Origin of the sequence: Flagellimonas yonaguniensis, from assembly GCF_029193885.1 — a bacterium.
Taxonomy (GTDB): Bacteria; Bacteroidota; Bacteroidia; order Flavobacteriales; family Flavobacteriaceae; genus Flagellimonas; species Flagellimonas yonaguniensis.
Genome location: NZ_JARFVB010000003.1, coordinates 223,724 through 243,415, shown reverse-complemented (window position 1 = coordinate 243,415; position 19,692 = coordinate 223,724). Strand labels below are relative to the sequence as shown.

The 19,692-nt window shown below is 39.6% G+C and carries 21 protein-coding genes and 1 tRNA gene; 10 read left to right on the top strand and 12 right to left on the bottom strand.

Annotated elements, in window-relative coordinates:
- Positions 1-240: 240 nt before the first annotated feature.
- Positions 241-885, bottom strand: coding sequence for a porin family protein (locus PY092_RS07465; protein ID WP_275615224.1), 645 nt, complete (start codon positions 883-885; stop codon positions 241-243).
- A gap of 268 nt (positions 886-1,153) precedes the next feature.
- Here PY092_RS07465 and PY092_RS07460 point away from each other — a divergent pair, with 268 nt between their 5' ends.
- The 4 genes from PY092_RS07460 (at position 1,154) to PY092_RS07445 (ending at position 4,295) form a co-directional block, all read left to right on the top strand.
- Positions 1,154-2,164: a sensor histidine kinase gene (locus tag PY092_RS07460; protein WP_275615223.1), complete on the top strand. Its 1,011-nt coding sequence runs from the start codon at positions 1,154-1,156 to the stop codon at positions 2,162-2,164.
- 6 nt (positions 2,165-2,170) lie between these two features.
- The gene (locus tag PY092_RS07455; protein WP_275615222.1) at positions 2,171-2,935 is read left to right on the top strand and encodes a LytR/AlgR family response regulator transcription factor; all 765 of its coding nucleotides are present in this window, start codon (positions 2,171-2,173) and stop codon (positions 2,933-2,935) included.
- Positions 2,936-3,088: 153 nt separating this feature from the next.
- On the top strand, positions 3,089-3,532 hold the full coding sequence (locus PY092_RS07450) for a DUF6515 family protein (RefSeq protein WP_275615221.1): 444 nt from the start codon (positions 3,089-3,091) through the stop codon (positions 3,530-3,532).
- A 19-nt stretch (positions 3,533-3,551) separates the two neighbouring features.
- Positions 3,552-4,295 carry a hypothetical protein gene (locus tag PY092_RS07445; RefSeq protein WP_275615220.1) on the top strand — a complete coding sequence of 248 codons (744 nt, stop codon included), beginning with the start codon at positions 3,552-3,554 and terminating at the stop codon, positions 4,293-4,295.
- A 210-nt stretch (positions 4,296-4,505) separates the two neighbouring features.
- Here the strand turns inward: PY092_RS07445 and PY092_RS07440 are convergent, their stop codons facing one another.
- The 6 genes from PY092_RS07440 to PY092_RS07415 are packed head-to-tail and all read right to left on the bottom strand — an operon-like array spanning position 4,506 to position 10,164.
- Positions 4,506-5,351 carry a DUF6268 family outer membrane beta-barrel protein gene (locus tag PY092_RS07440; protein WP_275615219.1) on the bottom strand — a complete coding sequence of 282 codons (846 nt, stop codon included), beginning with the start codon at positions 5,349-5,351 and terminating at the stop codon, positions 4,506-4,508.
- Between the two features lie 50 nt (positions 5,352-5,401).
- Positions 5,402-6,082 carry an ABC transporter ATP-binding protein gene (locus tag PY092_RS07435; protein WP_275615218.1) on the bottom strand — a complete coding sequence of 227 codons (681 nt, stop codon included), beginning with the start codon at positions 6,080-6,082 and terminating at the stop codon, positions 5,402-5,404.
- A 3-nt stretch (positions 6,083-6,085) separates the two neighbouring features.
- Positions 6,086-7,333 (bottom strand): ABC transporter permease, encoded by a 1,248-nt coding sequence (locus PY092_RS07430; RefSeq protein WP_275615217.1) that lies wholly within the window; start codon positions 7,331-7,333, stop codon positions 6,086-6,088.
- Entirely contained in the window at positions 7,330-8,433 is a 1,104-nt protein-coding gene (locus tag PY092_RS07425) for an efflux RND transporter periplasmic adaptor subunit (RefSeq protein ID WP_275615216.1), read from the bottom strand. Before PY092_RS07425 ends, PY092_RS07430 begins: the two co-directional genes overlap by 4 nt.
- Positions 8,423-9,775: a TolC family protein gene (locus PY092_RS07420; protein WP_275615215.1), complete on the bottom strand. Its 1,353-nt coding sequence runs from the start codon at positions 9,773-9,775 to the stop codon at positions 8,423-8,425. The genes PY092_RS07425 and PY092_RS07420 overlap by 11 nt, the downstream gene beginning before the upstream one ends.
- Positions 9,757-10,164: a DUF2147 domain-containing protein gene (locus tag PY092_RS07415; RefSeq protein WP_275615214.1), complete on the bottom strand. Its 408-nt coding sequence runs from the start codon at positions 10,162-10,164 to the stop codon at positions 9,757-9,759. Before PY092_RS07415 ends, PY092_RS07420 begins: the two co-directional genes overlap by 19 nt.
- A gap of 292 nt (positions 10,165-10,456) precedes the next feature.
- Here PY092_RS07415 and PY092_RS07410 point away from each other — a divergent pair, with 292 nt between their 5' ends.
- The 3 genes from PY092_RS07410 (at position 10,457) to PY092_RS07400 (ending at position 12,704) form a co-directional block, all read left to right on the top strand.
- A complete protein-coding gene (locus tag PY092_RS07410; protein WP_275615213.1) occupies positions 10,457-10,816 on the top strand; it encodes a hypothetical protein in 360 nt (119 codons plus the stop codon).
- An 87-nt stretch (positions 10,817-10,903) separates the two neighbouring features.
- Positions 10,904-11,923, top strand: coding sequence for a sensor histidine kinase (locus PY092_RS07405; protein WP_275615212.1), 1,020 nt, complete (start codon positions 10,904-10,906; stop codon positions 11,921-11,923).
- 7 nt (positions 11,924-11,930) lie between these two features.
- Positions 11,931-12,704 carry a LytR/AlgR family response regulator transcription factor gene (locus tag PY092_RS07400; protein WP_275615211.1) on the top strand — a complete coding sequence of 258 codons (774 nt, stop codon included), beginning with the start codon at positions 11,931-11,933 and terminating at the stop codon, positions 12,702-12,704.
- On the opposite strand, the gene PY092_RS07395 is transcribed toward PY092_RS07400, so the two are convergent.
- Complete coding sequence (locus tag PY092_RS07395) at positions 12,705-13,631, bottom strand: zinc metalloprotease (RefSeq protein WP_275615210.1); 927 nt, start codon at positions 13,629-13,631, stop codon at positions 12,705-12,707. It lies immediately after the preceding gene.
- Between the two features lie 225 nt (positions 13,632-13,856).
- Here PY092_RS07395 and PY092_RS07390 point away from each other — a divergent pair, with 225 nt between their 5' ends.
- Both PY092_RS07390 and PY092_RS07385 read left to right on the top strand, forming a co-directional pair.
- Positions 13,857-14,633: a sterol desaturase family protein gene (locus tag PY092_RS07390; RefSeq protein ID WP_275615209.1), complete on the top strand. Its 777-nt coding sequence runs from the start codon at positions 13,857-13,859 to the stop codon at positions 14,631-14,633.
- A 121-nt stretch (positions 14,634-14,754) separates the two neighbouring features.
- On the top strand, positions 14,755-15,528 hold the full coding sequence (locus tag PY092_RS07385; RefSeq protein ID WP_275615208.1) for a hypothetical protein: 774 nt from the start codon (positions 14,755-14,757) through the stop codon (positions 15,526-15,528).
- Positions 15,529-16,251: 723 nt separating this feature from the next.
- Here the strand turns inward: PY092_RS07385 and PY092_RS07380 are convergent.
- Positions 16,252-16,325 (bottom strand) — tRNA-Arg (locus tag PY092_RS07380).
- 63 nt (positions 16,326-16,388) lie between these two features.
- Between PY092_RS07380 and PY092_RS07375 the strand changes: the two genes are divergently transcribed.
- Entirely contained in the window at positions 16,389-16,901 is a 513-nt protein-coding gene (locus PY092_RS07375) for an adenine phosphoribosyltransferase (protein WP_275615207.1), read from the top strand.
- Here PY092_RS07375 and PY092_RS07370 read toward each other — a convergent pair.
- From PY092_RS07370 to PY092_RS07360, 3 genes are all read right to left on the bottom strand, one after another.
- Positions 16,898-17,041, bottom strand: coding sequence for an SsrA-binding protein (locus PY092_RS07370; RefSeq protein ID WP_275615206.1), 144 nt, complete (start codon positions 17,039-17,041; stop codon positions 16,898-16,900). The two genes, PY092_RS07375 and PY092_RS07370, sit on opposite strands and share 4 nt — an antisense overlap.
- Before the next feature lie 519 nt (positions 17,042-17,560).
- Positions 17,561-19,330 (bottom strand): M56 family metallopeptidase, encoded by a 1,770-nt coding sequence (locus tag PY092_RS07365; protein ID WP_275615205.1) that lies wholly within the window; start codon positions 19,328-19,330, stop codon positions 17,561-17,563.
- The gene (locus tag PY092_RS07360; protein WP_275615204.1) at positions 19,330-19,689 is read right to left on the bottom strand and encodes a BlaI/MecI/CopY family transcriptional regulator; all 360 of its coding nucleotides are present in this window, start codon (positions 19,687-19,689) and stop codon (positions 19,330-19,332) included. Before PY092_RS07360 ends, PY092_RS07365 begins: the two co-directional genes overlap by 1 nt.
- Between the last annotated feature and the right edge of the window lie 3 nt (positions 19,690-19,692).

Genomic DNA, 19,692 nt, shown 5'->3' with positions numbered 1-19,692 from the left:
AAAACGCCGAAGCTAAGCTTGGCGTTTTCTTTTTGAACCATTTATTCGTGACCATGGCAGGACAAAATTCAAATTTTTGAAGGACGATATTGAGATGATTATCAATTAATCATTTCATATCAAAAGTATTTTATTTTAATACATCAATAAGTTTTATGTCCAAAAAGGAGGGATGTGAGGGTTCCATTGAACTAATTTATGGAATACATCCTTGCCGAGTCCTATGCATAAGGTGCGGAGTCATCTAATATATCCTATGTAGGAGAAAGAGAAACTTTGGTTTTTGGCCCCTTCCAAGAATAAATATGCATTTCCATCCTTTGCGACATCACTTAGTCCATGGCTATATTTCAATACAATTTTACCATTTGGCATATTGATTCCAATCCCGGTAATTAAACCTAAATCCATTTTTTCAAACTGGTCATTGTCCAGTTCTCCATATCCGTAGTAATAATATGTGCTATAGTCAAAATTGGTATCGACCAAAAATCCCGTATAGCCTCCGATAATGATATCCACAACACTCTTAGTATGAATATTCAGCAACAATGGGGTTTCCAAATAGTGCAATTTGAATCGGACTGAACCTTCATAAAAATTATTGATGTAGTAATCCCCTTTCCCTCCTTTTCTTGAATACACCAACTGAGGCTCCAGAGAAAATCTTTTGCTTAATGGAAGGCTGAACGATCCACCTAAAAAAAAACCAAATTGAAATTCCGAATCATAAGAATCACTATGAAAGCTTGTGGCCTGTGGCCCAAATGTAATTCCAAAATGGGGGTCATGAATGCTAAACACTGGATAATAGCCCAAATTGTTCTGGGCTTGTACACCATAAATCATCATCGTTAAAATGGCAAATACTACTATTCTTTTCATAGTCTATAAAAAAAGGGTTGAAGATTATTTTTGCCAAAAGTATTTTGAGTGGGGCGCTCTATTGAAGAAAAATAATTTGAAACGGTGATTTTTCGGGCTCAAGGCACCCATTAGCCCCCTTAAGTGTTTCTATTGATTTTTAGCTTTTCGGAAACATTACCAACAATATTTTTGGTTCAACCTTCACTTGGGTTGTTTCATCCCAATATGTATCCGTTTCAGACAGCCATATCTTATTTTCAAATGGAGAGCACCTTAATTTCGCGACATGAAAAAAGTAAATTGGAGAGTCGGACTTCCGTTCACTGTGATAATTTCCATATTGGGATCGTTCCCCATATTATTACATTTTTCCACAAATGAACTGAATTTGTTCATACGGTCCACATGCTACAATTTGATATTGACCCAACTTTATTGGTATGCCTTTCACAAGGTCTTGGACAGTAGGCATTTGAACTTTTCCAAGGGCAAGGCCATCTATTTTATGCTGTGCAGCCTGATTGCCATATCCTTGGCATTTCTACTCAATTTCTTCTTGAACGCCATTGTCGGGCCTACCATAAAACCCCTTTTGGAACCCAATGGTACAAGATTTATACTACTGATTGCTTTTAGAGGACTGATGTTGGGCGGACTGATTGCGTTCATAGTAAATTATTTGGATGTGATCAGGGAAAAGCAGGCCAATACCTTAATTATTGAGCAGCTGAAACAAAAACAGTTGGAGGCCAACCTTTCTTCCTTAAAAGAACAAATGAGCCCACATTTTTTGTTCAATTCACTCAACTCGTTGATTTCAATAATAACAACTGATGGAGAGGGTGCCATAAATTTTGTCATCCGTTTGTCCGAGGTCTATCGATATCTTCTCCAACACAGGGAGCACCAAACTGTTAGTTTACATGAAGAATTGGATTTTATCCAAGCCTACATTTTTCTCCTCAAGGTCAGATTCAAGAACAACATTAAAGTAACCGTGGATATCCCAAGGCAATTTTTCCGTACAAGAATCCCTCCATTGACCTTGCAACTGTTGCTCGAAAATGCAGTGAAACACAATATCGCTTCTAGGACTAAGCCTTTGGAGATTGGAATTACCATAGAGAACAATATGATCGTGGTTGGCAATAACATTCAACCCAAGGTTTCATTGGAAACCTCCAACGGTTTTGGTTTAACGAGCATGGAAGAGCAATATCGAATGCTGGTACAGGAAAATATTGTCATCAAGTCTGAGAACCAAAGGTTCAAGGTGCTTTTACCAATTATTATTTAAAGAATTATGGATATTTTGATCATTGAGGATGAGCCAGGGACGGCAGCACATTTAGAAAACATGATAATTGCTCTGGATTCTAATCTACGGGTTTTGGATGTTGTGGACAGTATCTCCGTAGGACAGGTTTGGTTTAGTGAAAATAAACAGCCAGACCTTATATTGAGCGACATTCAATTGGCGGACGGCTTGAGTTTTGAACTGTTCAAAAGTGTGGAAATCAGTTGCCCCATAATATTCTGTACTGCTTATGATGAATATGCCATAAATTCATTTGAGACCAATGGTATAGATTACTTGTTAAAGCCCATTGATGAGAAAAAATTGTCTGAAAGTTTAAAACGCTACCACCTTTTGAGCAATCATTTTACCATGACCAGCCCATATCTGAACCAACTTTTGGAAAAAGTGGAACACCAGCTTCATACCTATAAGACAAATTTCCTGATAGCCTTTCAAAATAAAATGATTCCTATTGGAACAAAGGAAATCGCCTTTTTTTATACCGAAAATGGGAATACCAAGGTATATACCCTCTCAGGAAAAGGATATACGGTTTCTTTCACCTTGGAGCAATTGGAGCAATTGTTAGATCCTAAAATGTTCTTTAGGGCCAATAGACAATATATTATTTCGTATGGTGCCATCGGTTCTGTTGAGCCTTGTTTATCACGAAAAACCAGTGTGAACATTATCTCGGAAACACCTACTCCCTTATTGATCAGCAAAAAAAGGAGCCCCATATTTCTCAATTGGCTCCGCGAACGGTAAAGCTAATAGCTCCGGTCAAAATCATCCTTCAGCTATAAAAACTTCATAAGCCCTATGGGTAACTTCAGCCTGCTATTTGCCTGCTTGCGCTATTTCAACCTAATTTTTGAAGTCACGGAGGGGTAATATTGCTCAAGAAATAAAAACAAGATTATGAAAAGAAATTTTTCCACACCCAAATTGTTGGTTGCAGCACTATTATTCTTTGCAACCATGTATCAAGTGAGCGCGCAAGTGGTAGTTAGAAGACCAGTTGCAGTTGTACGTAGACCGGTTCCCGTGGTAAGACCTTATGCTCGGCCAGTGGTATACCCCGTTGTGGTAGCTCCGGTACCATTGCCGCGATATTATGTGCCCGTTTATTATGCTGGAAACCCCTACTACTATTCCAATGGTGTTTTCTATGTGAAAGTCGAAAATTCAGAGGGCTACAAAGTAGTACTTCCCCCTGTTGGAACCATAGTGCCAAGTCTTCCAAATGGAGCCAAGGAAACCGTAATTGATGGCAAGATCTATTATGAATATGAAGATGTGATCTATAAAAGTGTGGTCATCGAGGAAACGGTAAAATATGAAGTGGTGGGATACACCAAATAACCGATTGAAAAAGAGTACGATGAAAAAAAGAATTTTAACAGTATCCGTTTTCCCCCTCCTTTTTATGTTATTGGGCATTCTGCAAGGTTGTGAAGACGATGATGACGTCATTATCATAACCCGTTACTATGCCTATGAAGATGCAGAAGAAGCTATCGCAGTCTCCTTGTCGTATGGAACCTATGGAATGGTCTCCAATATGAACAGGGCCAGTGAAGAAATCCAGGAGAACAATGATTGCGATTCGCTATACCAGAAAACCGATTCATTCTATGATGAGACTTATACGGGTTATATCAGTTATGAATATGAATATCAAGAGGCATATATCTGGTCATGCGAACCAGATTCCAAAGTGGAATATGACCTGTCTGCCACCCAACATTTGGAAGTTGTCAGGGCCAATTATGATCATGAAATTGAACTTGATTTTGATATTACGGGTCTGGATGAGGCAAATGAGGCCGAAGCATATAGCGGGACCTATAAAAGGACCGGTGAATGGGAGTCCAACTATAACCAAGAGACCTACTCTTTTGAGTTTGATAGTACGCTCATTGAGACTTTGGTCTCCAAAGAATCCAATAAGATTTACGCTGGAACCGCCACCTTTACTTTAGTTCAGAACTACAGCTATTCAAATGTTACCTATACCTATGAGGGCACAGTTGAGTTTGTGAGCGATGAAGAGGCCAGGGTGGAGTTTGACAGTGGTGAGGTGTTTTATGTGGATTTGGGCAATATCAGTATTGCTGAAGACTGACATATAACGATTGTGATCCCCGCAATTTCCCCAATCCCGGGTGCTGTTCAATACAGTATCCGGGATTTTTATTGTGAAGCAAGGAAAAGGGGACCCAAATGAAAAAGCCCCAAGAAACTATATTTTCTCAGGGCTTCAGTAAATAAACCAAATAAAACTAACTTAAATTATAATTCTTCACATTCAGGCTTACTTCGATAAAACAATGAGCTAAAAAGAATAAAAAAGTCCTATCTGTAAGAGCGGACCATTACTTTCCAGCTCTTCCAGGGGATCATGCTGATTTGATAATGGTATGGTAACTATGGTCCAGCCATTGGAATCGTCCTTACTAAACCGTTGATATTTCTGTCCAATGACCCCTCCAAATAATTTTAAGTGCAATCCTTTGTAAAACTGATATTGGTAAAAAAGGCCGCTATTTAGATTCGAGTGTCTTATATATTCACTGTTATGGTCCTCTTTGGATAATCGAAAACTATTCACGCCAATGTTCCATTCAAATCCCAATGAATTTCTATGGTTCATTGACCAAGTCAGCTTACCTTCAATGGGGAACCTTCCATTAAAATGGATTTGCTCCTTTGGTTTGTAATCAAAATTGATAAAAGGCAATAACTGGTTCCCAAAAAGTTGATGGGAATACCCGAGACCCAGTCCCATGGAAAGTTTTTCGGAGATTTTTCTTTTTATCCCCACCCCTAGAGAAAAGGTGAGATCTTCACTGGAAATATGCTCCAAATCACTGCCCAAGGATACCCTTGAAACCAAGAAGAGATTATCCGTTGCATTTAGTTTCATTCGCAAACCGCTTGGCACTTCAATGGTATAAAGCCGCTTCCCAATGGTCAAGGGGAAATTTTCCAATGATTGACCATTATAATGAAGACCAGTGAACAGCATTAGCTTGTCATCCCTTAAAATGGGCAATACTATTTTGACATCCCATTGCGATATAGATCCATCCTCGACATTTTCCAGAGGGGTATGGCTATAGTTTATTTGTACAGGGCTCCCTTCTTCTTGACCCAAACAGGCCAAACTAATACTGGTCATGGTTAAACTGAACAGTCTTTTGATGTATTTTTGGTCCACTGGTATTCTATTTATTGAAAAATCAGTTTGCCATCCATTAATTCCAGGGTTCGGTCACAATTGTCGGCAAAATCATCATCGTGTGTTACCGCAATAATGGTCTGACCCCTTTCTGCAGCAAGCTCTCGGAAAATATCGAATACGATCCGCGTGTTTTTGGAATCCAGGTTGCCGGTGGGTTCATCCCCCATGATTATCGCGGGTTCGTTGATAAGGGCTCTAGCTATGGCCACCCTTTGCTGCTGCCCTCCTGAAAGTTTACTGGCCGATTTTAAAGCTTGGTCCTCTATCCCCAGTAGTTTTAGATTTTCCAATGCTTTTTCCTTTATTTCTTCCACAGGCCTTTTTTCGAGCTTCAAGGCGGGTAGCATTACATTGTCCAGGGCGGAAAATTCCGGGAGCAAGTAGTGAAATTGGAAAACAAAACCAATATGCTCATTTCTGAAGGCAGCCAACTCATTTTGTGGCTTTCCGGTCAGCACTTCTCCATTGATGGTCAATGACCCGTCGTATGCCGTATCCATGGTGGACAGAATGTACAGCAAGGTAGACTTGCCCGAGCCTGATTTTCCGGTCAATGCCAAAAACTCGCCCTTCTTGATATCAAATGAGATGTCCTTTAGCACATGGAAGGTTTGGGGTTCATAAAAGTATTTGTTCAAATTTTTCACGGATAGTGATAAGTCTTCCATATCTCAACCTCTTATAATTTCTACTGGATCCACTTGTGATGCTTTCTTGGAGGGTAGGTAGCCAGCAATAAAGGTGGTGATCAATCCAAAAAAGAACGCCATGATATAATCGCTGGTTCGATAAGTAATGGGCAAGGTTTCCAGAGAGGCGATTTTAAAGGGGATATGGTTGACCAACAATGAGACCAAATACCCCAGCACAATGCCTACAATACCACCCAAGATTCCAATGATCACGGATTGTGTCAGGAAGATTTGTATGATGTCCTTCCCATCAAAACCCATAGCTTTGAGAATGGCTATTTCCCTAATTTTCTCATTTACCGTCATGTTCATGATGTTGTAAATTCCAAAACCCGCCACAATTAGAATCGTCAAAGACACCGCGATTGCAATGATATTCCGAAGTTTGTTGGCTGCTTCCAACTGACCATTGGCTTCCTGCCAGGGTTCTACTTTGTATTTTGTCATCTTGCCCAGCGTTTTGGACAATTCTTGGGTATGGCTGTAATCATCAAGATTTATCTGGATATCGGTTACATATCCCATGTTCTTGGAAATCAATTGCCGTGCAAAACCAATCCTTATATAGGCCTTGGTATTGTCCACACTTGCCAGTGTGGTTTCCACAATACCAATGACCTTGTAATTTTTGGTTATTCCCTCTTCGGTAAGTACTACCACATTATCATTAAGGTTAAGGCTCAGTTTTTTTGCCAATCCGCTGCCCAATAAAATACCATCGCTCCTACGGTTGAGCTCCATCCAATCCCCTTCAATAACATATTGTGATGTGCCAAAAAGCTTGTCTTCATTAACCACATCAATGCCAGAGAGCATTCCATTGACCTTGGTGGCACCATTTCTAAAAAAAACGTTGATGTTCAATTGGGGCGTAATTCCATTGATTTCTGGAATGGTGTCCAACATGTTCAGAATCTTTGCCGAATTTTTGATGCCGTCGGTGTATTGAATCACTTTGGGATTTCTAACATTTACCAACGTGTTTTCATCCACATGTCCTGCAAAGAGATCGGTGTTGTCCTTGGGGATGTCATTATATATTCTGATGTGCGCCAAGGTACTGAAAGCCAACCCTGTTTGGGTATCGTTGACCCCTGTCATGAAACTGTTCATGAATATGTACATCGAAATTCCGAAGGTGACACTCAGAATGGCCACTAAGGTCTGTTTCAACCTTGAGGTAAGATGGGCATTGGCAATTTTGTAATTGGTCTTACTTACCCTCATTCTTTATTGTTTTTAGGTGCTTCAATCTCTGTATTCTCCTTTAGCCCTATCAGTACCTCCACCCAATCATCGGTCCTCACACCCAGGCGAATGGGGATTTCTACTTTGCTGTCCGCCAGAATTACCATACTATCCTTTACCAAATAAGACGTTGGGATTACCAGTGTCCCACTTATGTCCGCAATGACTATATTGGCTTGTAATTGGGTGCCCGTATAAAGGGATTTTGGTTTGTCGATAAAGGTGGCTTCAATGACAAAGGATTGCTCTGCCTCATCAAATGCAGGATATATTTTGTTTATCTCTGCATCAAAAATGGCCTCTTTTTCGGTGTTCAAGGAAATTTTCGCCTTTTGGCCCAAAGCCACTTTATCAATATCCTCTTCGGCCACGAACAGTTTTATAATATCTCCTCCCCCGCCAATTTTTGCGATGCTTTCCCCTCGTTTTACCAACTCCCCTTGTTCTTTAAAAACATTTAAGACCGTACCGCTTATTTGGGATTTAATAAAATAATCTTCATTGTTTTCCTGTTGAATCCTTAACTGGTTCCTTGCATTTTCCAAATTGAGTTGTAGCGATTGCTCCAGTTCTGACAGGGATTTTTTAAGTATATCCACTTGGGCTTTGGAATTGTCAAATTGGACCTTGGCCTTATCATAATCCAGTTGCGATACGGCATTGGTTTGAAGCAACGCCCTGTAACGCTCCATATTCTTCCTGTCAAGTTGTAGTTGGGTTTCCGCTTGATCGATTTGCAATCTCAACTGTGTCAATTGTGGAGAATTGGCATCCACTTTGGCTTTTGCATCCCTGAAGTTTGCCAAGGCATTCTCCAATTGGGCGGATTGTACTTGGTTGGACAATTGGAACAGATTATCACCAATATGGACCACATCACCCTCTTTTACCAAGGAATGATTCAGAAAACCTTCAGTATTGGCAGTGACCAAATACTCAGTTGTTTTGGCCAAATGACCACTGGCAAAAACCACATCAATAATATCCTTTCTTACTGGGGTTGTGGTGTTTTTGCCACTACATCCTAAAATCAAAATGCTTATGATCGAGATAAATGGAAAAGCTTTTTTATTCCTCATTGTCATTATTTCTGGAAAGAATTGTTGAATAGTAGGTATATACATTGGATAATGCGTTCAAATAATTGTTCTCTGCCCTTATGTAATCCTCAAAGACCTGGAAATAGGAATCAAGGGGTATTATTCCTTGTTGGTATTTTTGAAAAGCCAGCTCCAAATTATTACTGTAAAGCATAAAACTATCGTAAGTGGAAGTGCTTGTGTACAGACTGAGCTCATACTCCTTCAGTAAAAGGTCATCACGTAATGTGGATTGTTGTATTTCGCTCTCCAAATTCTTTTGGGCAATGGCATACTCGATTTTGGAAATCTTGGTTCTGGACCTATTGGCATTCCCCGTGAAAATAGGGACGGATAAATTCATCCCCAGATAGCTATAATCCTTCCAGGCCTCACCATCGAAGGACAGCGTAAAATCATCTTGAAATTGCTGTTGTCCGAAATAAGCATTGAATATGAGTTTTGGATAATACGCCGATTTCTCATCTTTAATTTTTAATCTTGACTGCTCCAATTGATATTCCAATACCGTAATGTTCCCATCCTTTGCCAATTCCTTTGGAATTGTAAATGTTTGGCTTGAATATTCGTAGTCCCCATCCAATATTAATGAAGCGCTAGCGGCAATTCCCAATAAACTTTTTAATTGGTAGAGCGACTTTTCCAAGGTACTTTGATTGGAAAAAACACTTTGTTCTATTGCATTTAAGTTGATGGAGGCATGGTTAAGTAACGACTTATCGATTATCCCCTTGTCAAACTTCTCCTTGGTCAGTACCCGGATGCTGTCAGCGATCACAAAATCCTTTTCATTGATTTGCAATGCTTTTTTGGCAATAAGAGCCGTATGGTAGTACAATGCAATCTGTTCGGTAAGCTTTTCTCCAAAAAGATCCGACTGAACCTCCGCTATATCCCTGCCCACTTTCGCTGTTCTCGATTTGATGATTTTTTGCCAGTCCAATACTGTTTGCGATATGGTTATTCCTGCATTGTAGTTGTAATCCTGTCCAAATTGAACATCAACAAGTTCCCCAGGTTGTCCAACAAGCTCCCCAGGAATTGGGGTAGTGGCCAGTTTAAGGTTATTTTGGGCTGAAAAACTTCCTGTAGCTGTGGGCAGCAGGTAACTTTTTGAAAGTTGGTGTTCTGTTTTTGCCTTTCCCTGTTGATACTCATGGATGGCCTTTTCAATGTTATGTTCATTGGCATATGCCAGGGCTTCCTCTACGGAGTGCAGTACAATGGTATCATTGCCTTCTTGGGAATGAACTAACATCAATTGGCCTAAAAACAGGGCTATGGACAAGAAAATTTGGGTTCTCATGGTATCCTTGTCCATTTAATACTGTTGGAAAACCAGAGTTTTGTAATGTTTAGGGTCAATACACCCTTGTCATCCGAGAGTTGGGCCTCGCAATTGACCTCCCTATCCTTTTTTGGCAAATAAAGGGTTCCTTTCTCCCAAATCCCACCATCAAAAACAAGATTGGAGATGATATCCATGCCCAATAGTTCCTCGAACCGTTTTGATTTTTCCGCACTGTCCGGGGTATCAGGTTGTTTCATCCAAATTATCTTTCCAAAAAAAGCACCCTCTTTTTGATATATCTCGATGTGGGCATTTTCCTTGTCATTAAGCCATACCCCAGTAATGTCGGGGCCTTTTACCTGACCAAAAGATTTAGGCAACAATAGCATAAGAAATATGGATGCCAATATTGGTTTCATAGATCTGTGTGTTTTCAATTATCCTACAAAAGTGAGTTAGGATCAAGAGGATATAAATCGGGAGCTGTTCGAATGACCCTATTTTATCATTGAAGTGGACATTAAAAGAGGTTAGCCATTTTCAAAGAGAATGCTGGACTTCTGAAGCCCCCAATCGATGAAAAAATGGCCACAACGTATCTCTACAGCCAAAAAGTAAAGCTTAAGCCACTGTTTTTGTCACTTCACCCAGATAGCTCAGTTCCAGTGTTGGGTCCTGACCTAATATTGCCTTAACTTTAAAATTGACATCATGAAAAAAATAGCTTTTGTATTACTATTGTTATCCGTGACTTTTGGATTTTCACAAGAAAGTGACGATGAATTATTTTCCACCGTTTTGGAGGAGCAAGTTGAAACCCTCGAGTTGAGTGGGGAAAAAAAGGAAGCCTTTGTTGCCGTTAGTACCAAGTACAACGAAAAAATGAAGGCCATTAGAGCCAGTGAGGGCTCTAAAATGTCGAAATTCAAGGAATTAAAGTCCTTGCAAGACGAAAAGAACAGTGAAATGAAAGAGCTCTTGAGCGATGAGGAGTATAAAGCTTTCAAGGAACTTCAGAAAGAAAACAGAAGCATGCTCAAGGATCGATATAAGCAAAGGAACAAATCATAACGAAGCAACTTTTTCATTCGTGATTCCAGGCTTTCTCGATCACTAAGTGTGGATTGGGGAAGCCTTTTGTATTTTTAATATATGGAAATGACAAAAGCAGAAAAAAGGGTATTGATACTAACCTCGGTGTTTGTGACCATTGCATTGAACATACATCGGTTGTTTGTCTTGCTTCCAGGGGAGGGCCGCAAAATTGGCCTCCCATGGGTGTTCAATGCCCCGGAACTCACTTATCAAGTATTCTTTCACTTTGGATTTTGTATGTTCTTTGGCTATTTAAATCTAAAATGGCTCAATTGGAACACCGATATGAACAAAAAAAGAAGGGTGAAAAATCTGCTGTCAAATACAATTTTCTTTCTTCTTCTTATGGGTTTTGCAAGTACCACCCAGTATTTCCTGTTTGAAAATGTACTTAATATCAGGCTTTTTCTTTTGGGTTACTTCTTCCGGTTGATCACAAGTTTGGGGCTCATCTCCATCCTTGTGAAAATAATGTTGCTCAATCGCACCCAAAAACGCAAAGAGCAAGAGAACGAACAATTGAAAATCGCATATTTTAATGCGGAAATAAAAAACCTAAGGGCACAGATAAACCCCCATTTTCTTTTTAATGCCCTGAGCAGTTTATCCGCTTTGGTTAGGGAAAACCCAAGCAAGGCCCAAGATTATATAACACATCTTTCCAAAGTATTCCGATATTCGCTCAGCAACCATCATGAGCAACTTATTGGGTTGGACAAGGAACTTGAACTGTTGGATTCCAACATTCAGCTTTTAAAAATGAGGTTTGAGGATGCACTGGAAATTCATATTGAAGTCCCCAAAACCCATGGCATACAATTGCCCCATATGTCGTTACAGCCCCTATTGGAAAATGCTGTAAAGCACAATTTTGTATCAAAAGAGATTCCTTTACGGATAGATATTTTTCAAGAAAATGGAGCTCTCCATTTCAAAAACACCTTAAATGAGGCCGTTTACAAAGAGCCCTCTACAGGTATCGGGCTATTGAATTTAAATGAGCGCTATAACATATTGATGGGCAAGTCCATCGAAATTGAAAAAACAAACACCCATTTTACGGTAAAATTGCCCTTAAACTAAACTGAATATGATCATTAACGTTGCCATTATTGAAGACGAGCCAGCCATTGCACGAAATCTGGAATTTACCTTAAAAGAATTGGAACCAAATATCACTGTCCTAAACAAAATGGACAGTGTACAAAGTTCCGTGACCTGGCTGAAGAAAAATATGGACAAATGCGACCTGCTTTTTATGGACATCAGGTTAACAGATGGTCTTTCTTTTGAAATATTCCAGACCATCCAACCGACCGTCCCCGTTATTTTTATTACAGCTTATGATCATTATGCTTTGGAGGCTTTTAAAGTAAATGGATTGGATTACATCCTAAAGCCCTTCCAAAATGAAGAGGTGGCCAATGCCATTCAAAAGTTTAAAAATACCCAGGGAAAAGAACCTGAAGAGAACAATAGGATCCAAGAGTTGTTGGATTATCTTCAGGCCAATGAAAACAAATCGTACCGAGAAGCCTATTTGGTACATTTCCAAAACAAGTTGATTCCTTTGCCCGTAGAAAAAATCAATTGGTTCTACACTGAACAGGAGGTGGTATATGCCCACACCAGTGATGGTAAAAAATATGTCATTGATTCTACTCTGGACAAGGTTTTGACCGAAATATCGCCTAAGCTTTTTTATAGGGCCAACCGTCAATTCATTGTACAGCGATGGGCCGTCAGAGATATCGATTTTTATTTCAATGGAAGGCTTATCGTCAATGTGGAGCCCAAACCCCAAGAAAAAATCATCGTGAGCAAGGCCAAGGCCCCGGAGTTTAAAAAATGGTTGGACGAATGATCAATATATAGGTTCCTGTCCAAAAACAACAAGCTCCTTCCGTCGAGGACTGGTTTCAAGAACAGTGTGCATGCGTTCCGTTTGGTCGTTGGTAAAGATGTTCATACAGCCATCATCTGTGTAATCCATATAGTTTTCAACCATTTCCAACTCTTCACAGGTCATTTTGTTTGTTGGACAACCATAACTTGGTTCTGCAGCTAACGGGGTATCCAAACAATAATCATCATATTGGCAGTCCCCATCGCCCCAAATATGCCTAAGCCCCAGCCAATGGCCCACCTCATGGGTTGTGGTCCTGCCCAAATCAAACGGGGCAATAAGATTGGGGAAATTCCCTTTTTGGCTGGATCCAAAATATTTATATCCAATGACAATCCCATCAGTATCCGTAGAGCCATTGTCAACATTCAATCCTGATAGACCAGACATGTTCGGAAACTGGGCATAGCCCAATAAATCCCTACTGGCAAAACCTCCAAAATTTACCGTCCAAATATTAAAATACTTCTCAGGGTCCCAAATGGTAAAGGGTTTAAGTGTGGTTTCAATAGGATTGCGCAAAAAGCCCTTTGGCCATTCGGCCCGTCCACCGTCAATCCGGTCTATGCCCGGTTCGGTCAAGGTTTCCCCATTTGGACCTTCGGTGGCCAAAAAGAATTCGATCAGGGTATCAGCCCCATCAGAATTTTGATTGAACCCATTGGTCCCTGTCATTTTCCTGAAATCCTCGTTCAGCACATCGATTTGTGATTTTATTTGGGCACTACTTATATTGGCCCCGCTGCCAACCGACTCACCATTGTGCACCACATGTACAACCACAGGAATCCTATAAATGGTCTGATACTCCACCGTTTCACTTGAATCGTTGGTGCAGGACAAAAACAATAGGACCATGGCCGCCCCAGCAATAAGTTGTTTCATTTTTACTTTTTTGCTAAAAATATCCCATGATTTATAGGGACGAACAGTAAAAACAAGCCAAGCAGAACATTGCAATGGCTAGGCTGAAAAATTTAAGGTTGAGGCGAATGGTTTCGTTTTGTCTGCTGATCTTTGACAAATCTCAACACCTTATTTTTCAGGCTTACCCAGTTTCTCCCACCATACATTTTCAATTTGGCCCAACTTCGCCTTAAAAAAGAAACCATGGAAAATGAATTAAGGGCAGGACAAGGGGGAATAATTTTTTTGGCGCTATTGGTTTTGGTGATTTTGGAAATCATTTGGAGCTGGCAAAAAGACAAAAAAGTATACAACACCAAGGACACTTTGGCCAATCTTGCCATTTTTGTCGGTTTTCAGTTATCAAAGGTTGTATTCTTTGGCTTCCAATATGCCATTATGGGGTACTTGTCCAACTTTGCCCTGTTCCAAATGAAGAGTACACTTATTGTTTTCTTGGTCAGTTTTGTGGCAGTTGACTTTGTGTACTATTGGTACCATAGACTATCACATAAGATAAAGTTGCTTTGGGCCTTTCACTTGGTGCACCATTCGAGTTTATTCATGAATCTCACCGTAAGCTATCGTTTAAACTGGTTGAGTACACTCCTTACTCCTTTTGTAGTAGCACCCCTGATTCTTGTTGGATTGCCCTTTGAATTTATTGCAGCTTCCTTCGGACTTAACCTCCTTTATCAGTTCTTTCTGCACACAGAAGCTATTGGCAAGTTGGGGTTCATTGAAGGTATTTTGGCCACTCCATCTGCGCACCGAGTGCACCATGGATCCAACGAGGAATATATTGATAAGAACTTTGGTGGGGTGTTTATGATATGGGATCGATTATTTGGTTCCTATCAACCCGAAACCATTAAGCCTACTTACGGTGTAACCACGGGATTCATTAGCAATAATCCTTTTGTGTTGATATTCAAGGGATTCATGGATTATTTCAAGGGTAAAATGGACTACAAGGGATAACGACAGGTTTACCCCCGGAATTTGCAGGTTCACCTTTTTTCTATCCGTATTGCCCTTCCAACAAAACTAGTTTAGCCAAAAAAATAAACAAAAAGGAAATTAATCTTTAAACCTTAAAATTATGAAACATCTAATCTTACCAGCGAATTTAACTAAAAGAAACAATCTTATTTTACTTGGGTTGATGGCACTGGCCTTATCGGTTACTTCTTGTAGCAAAGAGGACGACTCGACTGATGGTACCGAAAGTTCCATCACTGAAGAGGAAGCCGCAGAGGCCATCGCTATGTCAGTATCCCCGGAATCTGGCGGAATGATTGAGCAAACCAATCAAGCGATATATATCCTTGAGGATGATAACTCTGCATCCAGTAAAGCTGAGGATTACGAATGTGGGGTGGAATATGGTTCCTCCTACAATATCTCAGGGCAATCGGCCAATGTTACCTACAGTGCCAGCTTGGCTTGGAATTGGATTGTGGATTGTGGTACAGGCATTATTCCATCTGCTGCGGATTTTGATCTTACAGGAACTTCCAGCTATGATGGACCAAGGATTTCTTCAGATGCTAGCACTACAGCTACCATTAATATCCAAAACTTGGAGGATGAACAGTCTAGCTATATCGTAAATGAGACGTTTTCCATTGCGGGGTCGCAAGAATCCTATATTCGGAATGAAAATGCTTTTACCAGTACCATTGATCTAAGCACTACGGATTTGACCGTTTTAAAATCCAACTACAATATCGCTTCTGGAACAATATCTGTAAGTTTTCATGGAGTTGCATCCAATGGAAACAGCTATGATTACTCTGGCATATTGGTGTTTACCGGTAATCAAACCGCAACACTGACCATGGGTAGCGGAAATACTTACGAGTTGGCTTGGTAATATACTTCTATATATACCAAGAGGTTTGGTTGGCCCCTTTTATAGGGGCTTTTTTTATGTGTGCTCTTTTTTATCAAGTAAATGCAGTAGGCAAGTCGCCTTGATAGACTTTAGAAGGCTTCTCTGTTTTTTGAAGACTTCAGAAGGTGTGCATTCTTGCATTCATTTTTCTACCATTTCCAATAATACCCTTTCATCCTATTAGGTTAACCGATGATCATATCTAGATTAAAATATTTTATACTATTGGAAAATAATGTCCTTGATTTTTTATAATGCTGCAATAGGGCTTCCATCCGACCCACCTTCATAAACTCCTTTGCCACAGAATAAATCATACAGGTGTAAAGTATAAATATATTTTGGCTTACTAATAATCCTAAGAAACGTGGAGAGATAAGTTGTTGTGTTATAGTTCAGCCTTTGCCTGAGATTGTTCAGGCATTGTTTAATTCAATTTTACATCCATAAAAAGATAGTATAAGTAATAATTCAATGGGGGATGCTGCTGGAATACGCTAAATAGTATAGGAATATGGCTACTTTATTTTTCGCTCAATCAAATCCAGTGGGTTCACTAGTGGCACAAAATTGATTTAAAAAAAATAAATAACAGATAATCAGATAGCTGAAAAATGGAGTATTAAGATAGTGCGACTCTAAGAAAATCAAAACAAAAGCCTAAGTGTTTGGTACTTAGGCTTTTTTTGGGATTAAAAATTGTGACCGCGGCAGGATTCAAACCTGCAACCTTCTGAGCCGTAATCAGATGCGCTATTCAGTTGCGCCACGCGGCCTTATTTAAGGGCTGCAAATATATTTCTTTTTAACTTTACCACAAAACCCTAGCACACAAAAAAATGGATTTTGGACCCTATATTCGTGATATTGAGAATTTCCCCAAGCCCGGTGTTGTTTTTAAGGACATTACACCGCTCTTAAAAGACCCAGAAGCCTTCCAAAAAGCAGGTGATGCCCTGTTGGCTTTTACAGGCAATATGAAAATTGACAAAGTAGTAGGAGTGGATAGCAGAGGTTTTATTTTTGCACCAATGCTGGCCGAAAAGTTGGGAGCCGGTTTTGTTACCGTGCGAAAATCAGGGAAATTGCCCTATACCACAGTCTCTGAATCCTATGATTTGGAATACGGCACAGGAACCCTCGAAATCCATGCCGATGCCATTGAAAAAGGGGAGAAGGTTTTGATCCACGACGATGTTTTGGCCACAGGAGGAACTGCCCAAGCGGTTTGTAAATTGGTTGAAAAACTGGGAGGCGAAGTGGTACAGTGCAATTTTTTGATTGAACTTACTTTTTTGAATGGAGCGGAAAAACTAAAGGGCTATCATAAGAAAGTGTTGCTCCAATATTAGTCCAAAGCTTTTTTGGTAACGTAGTAGCGCCAACCAATGATGGCCAATTGTAGTTTGGATGCTTTGGCCAGATCCAAGCCTTTTTTGGTGTATGAAGGGAGCACTGCTTTATTGATTTTTGCCAATATCTTGTAAAACATATAATTACATTGCTTTTCACAAATATAGGTAAAGCAGTTTACAAGTTATATGAGCAATAGCAATGTAGCAACTCCCACGGTTTTTAAATAAATATAACCGTTAAGAGTTGCACAAGAAGTGTGATGAAAAACTTTACAATTGCTATCATTTTCTGATTGATTTTAGGTTTGAAAAAACAAATATGTTACTGTTGTTTCTTCGAATATAGAATGATAAAAGTCATGCTTCCAAGCAATTAGATGGAAAATAATGTAATTGAATACGAGATTGTATTTAAAAAAATGAATGACTGCTATAACTGAATCCTTATCTCTTGAAAAAAGTAACGAATCGTAACTGTAAATGTTTTTAACATATTGAAATGTTAGAATTGTAGAGGGTTTTTGGGGCCTCTTTCAAAAACCAAGGGAGGTTTTGTCTTAAAATGGGCCGATTTTCATGTTTTCGTTTGAGCCTACAAAAAAAGAACCGCCATTAAGACGGTTCCTTGGACTATTCAAAAAATGATTATGCTATAATCATTTACCTTTTTTGGTGGTTATTTCGACAACCCCGTCTTTTGCCTTTTTACCATACTTCTCCACAGCCTCATCTCCTCTATATACCCTCATGCTCTCAATCTCTGAGGGGGAAAGTTCCTTAATGGCCTTTGATTTCGCTTTTTTACCATCCACATAATACAGGGGTTCATTCTTACCGTCATTATCTATGAAAAAATAGCTGGAGCCATCCCCGCTTATGACCTCGATGTCCTCATCATCATCATCAGAATCTTTGATGAGCACAACGTTCTTGCTTCTTTTCACAAAGACCTCGTCATCCTCATCGGTATCGATAACAGTGATATTTTTTCCTTTGCCCTTCTTTTCGATTTTTTTGATGATAATCTCTTTGTTGTTTTCATCATTCTTTTTAACATGAATGGATGAGCCTTCCTCAATATGAAGTTTTTCAACCTCTTCATCACTCAATTGCTCACCATCGACGATTACTATGGCTTTGCCACCTTTTTTCCTGATTCTGATTTCGTTGCTCCCATTCACGGTGCGCTTTCCATTTTTCTCTATTTTATGAATGCTCACGGTGTTTTTTTTGGAGGCGTTCCAAAATGAAACTCCATTGTTTTCGTCATCATAAATAACCGTGATGGGGCCAATGGGGCCGTCAGAATTACTGGTGTAATTGCCGCTAAAAGTTTTTCCCTCGGAGTTTTTACCACTTAAATTCAATGTAATTGATATGATTTCTTTGTCATCGTTTCTAACCGTGGTGTAGCTAAAATCAATGCCTTCTTTTTTCAAATCCTTTTTAATGTCTTCCAGCTCGGTATCCGTGGTGTTCTTGTCAATGGTCAGCTCTACCATCTTATCGTCCTTTGGAGTTTCTTCTTCCATAACGCTTTCGAGGGTATCGGAATCTTTGTAGAGGTAGGTTTCCTCAATATTAAAACTCACTAGGAGCAATCCCAAAAATGGTACTACCACCAAGGTTTTCAGAACATTGATTTTTTTCGATTGATTTTGATTTAACATGACTATTCGTTTTTTGATTAATGAATTATAAAATGAGTTGGCTAAAGTGTATTCCTGCGTATTTACCGCCTGCTTGAGCATAAGGTATTGGTAGGATTTTTTATCCTCTGCACTTTCAATGGCAAAATGGTCGGCCAAGTACTCCAGATTTTGCTTTACCGCACTTTTGTACAGCCACAATACTGGATTGAACCAGAAGAATATCTTTAAAACTTCCAGGAATAATACGTCAAGGGTGTGATATTGACGGGCATGTACTTTTTCGTGTTCTAGGACCGAGTGCAGTTCGTTGGGTTCAAAAAGTTGTGGGTTATAAAAAATATAGTTGAAAAATGAGAAAGGTGAGATTTTCTTTTCCGTCTCCAAGTGCAAAAATGGTTTTTCCTCTCTTCTGTGGGCATTTTTCGCCAATTTTTTTAAGGCAACCAACCTGATGATAAACCTCGTCAGTAAAAATGCGCAGACCAATAGATATGCGGCAATAAGAATGTTCTCTAACGTATACCAACCGTTATCCGGGGCCGCTGTGACCGTCTGGGACAATTGTTCTCCTGTTTGAACAAGTACAGGCTTGGAAACAACAACGGTTTTTTGGATTTTTATCAAAGGGAATGTAAAGGCAAGTACCAATCCCGATAACAGGAATAATCTGTTTCCGGTAAAAAGGGTGTCTCGTTTTAGGAAAAGATGGTAAACTGTCAAGAATCCCCCGGAAATAAAGGCGGATTGTATGAAGTACATAGATATTGGTTCCATTATTTTTTCTTTTCGATTAGGTCGATAATCTCTTTTAGTTCCGTGATTGATATTTTTTCCTCCTGAGCAAAGTGGGATACCAAACTTTTAAAAGAGTCATTATAATAATCAGCTATGGCAGCGTTCACAAATTTCTTTCGGTACTGTTCCTTACTTACCAGGGGAAAATATCGGTGCGTATTGCCAAAGGCCTCATGATCCACAAATCCTTTTTCCTGGAGATTCCTTACAATAGTGGATAGGGTGTTGTAATGAGGCTTTTCGCCCTGTATCTGTTCCAGTATTTCCTTTACAAAAGCTTTTTCGAGCTCCCAGAGGATTTTCATGATCTCCTCTTCCTTATTGGTCAATTTTTGCATGAT